The 858-nt window shown below is 69.5% G+C and carries 1 protein-coding gene; it reads right to left on the reverse strand.

The genetic code is table 11. The features are described from left to right. Positions 1–2: 2 nt before the first annotated feature. On the reverse strand, positions 3–858 hold an 856-nt coding region (locus tag C1I95_RS34195), incomplete at its 5' end, for a type IV toxin-antitoxin system AbiEi family antitoxin (RefSeq protein ID WP_233514081.1).

Raw genomic sequence — 858 nt, forward strand, 5'->3', positions numbered from 1 at the left:
GGTTAGGAGAGGGTTGTGCGGATGGTGGCGACGATGTGGGCGGGGCGGTGGTATAGGTCTCGGTCGGTGAAGTAGCGCATCCGCCAGCCTTGGGCGTCGAGCCAGTTGACGCGGTCCCGGTCGTACCGGAGACGCTCGCGGTCGAGGTGAGAGAGTCCGTCGTACTCGATGCCGATCCTGCGCTCGCGATAGCCCAGGTCGAGGCGGAAGCGGGGAACCCCGTACTCGTCGTGGACCCACAGCTGCGGCTCTGGCGGTGGCAGCCGCCCGTCCAACAGCACCAGCCTCAGTTGACTCTCCTGGCGGCACTCTGCCCGGCCGTCGGCCATCGGTATCAACTCGCGCGCCTGGCGTACGCCGCGCAGCGCCCGATGCAGGCCCACCTCGGCCAACAGGTCGTCCGGGGTCACCGCGCCAGACCTGAGCGCGCAGTCGAGGACGGGAAGCGCGTCGAGACGCCGCGCCGTACGCGCGAGGTCGACGGCGCAACGCGCCGCCGGCACACACGGCAGCCCACGAACGACATGCGGCTGCACCGGAAGGGTGGAGTGATGCACGACCAGCCCGGGCAGCCGTGGCTTCGACACCGCAGTCGGCACCTGGACGTGCACCAGATCGTCGCGTAACACGCCGAAGCCGTACCGTCGGGCCGCAGTTTGCCTGGCGAGCATGGCACCCTCGGGAAGGCAGAGGAATAGAGCTCGCAACTCGTCCTCGTCGCCGCAGGGTTGGTCGGCATAGACACCCCGCCGTACGCGGCGCAGTTCCTCCCGCCCCACCCGGGTCCGAAGCCGACGGGCGCTGAGCGTCCGCATCAGGCTCTCCACTCGCCACAGTTGAGTCGTCACGCAGGCACCC

Origin of the sequence: Micromonospora craterilacus (assembly GCF_003236315.1) — a bacterium.
GTDB classification, from domain to species: Bacteria; Actinomycetota; Actinomycetes; order Mycobacteriales; family Micromonosporaceae; genus Micromonospora; species Micromonospora craterilacus.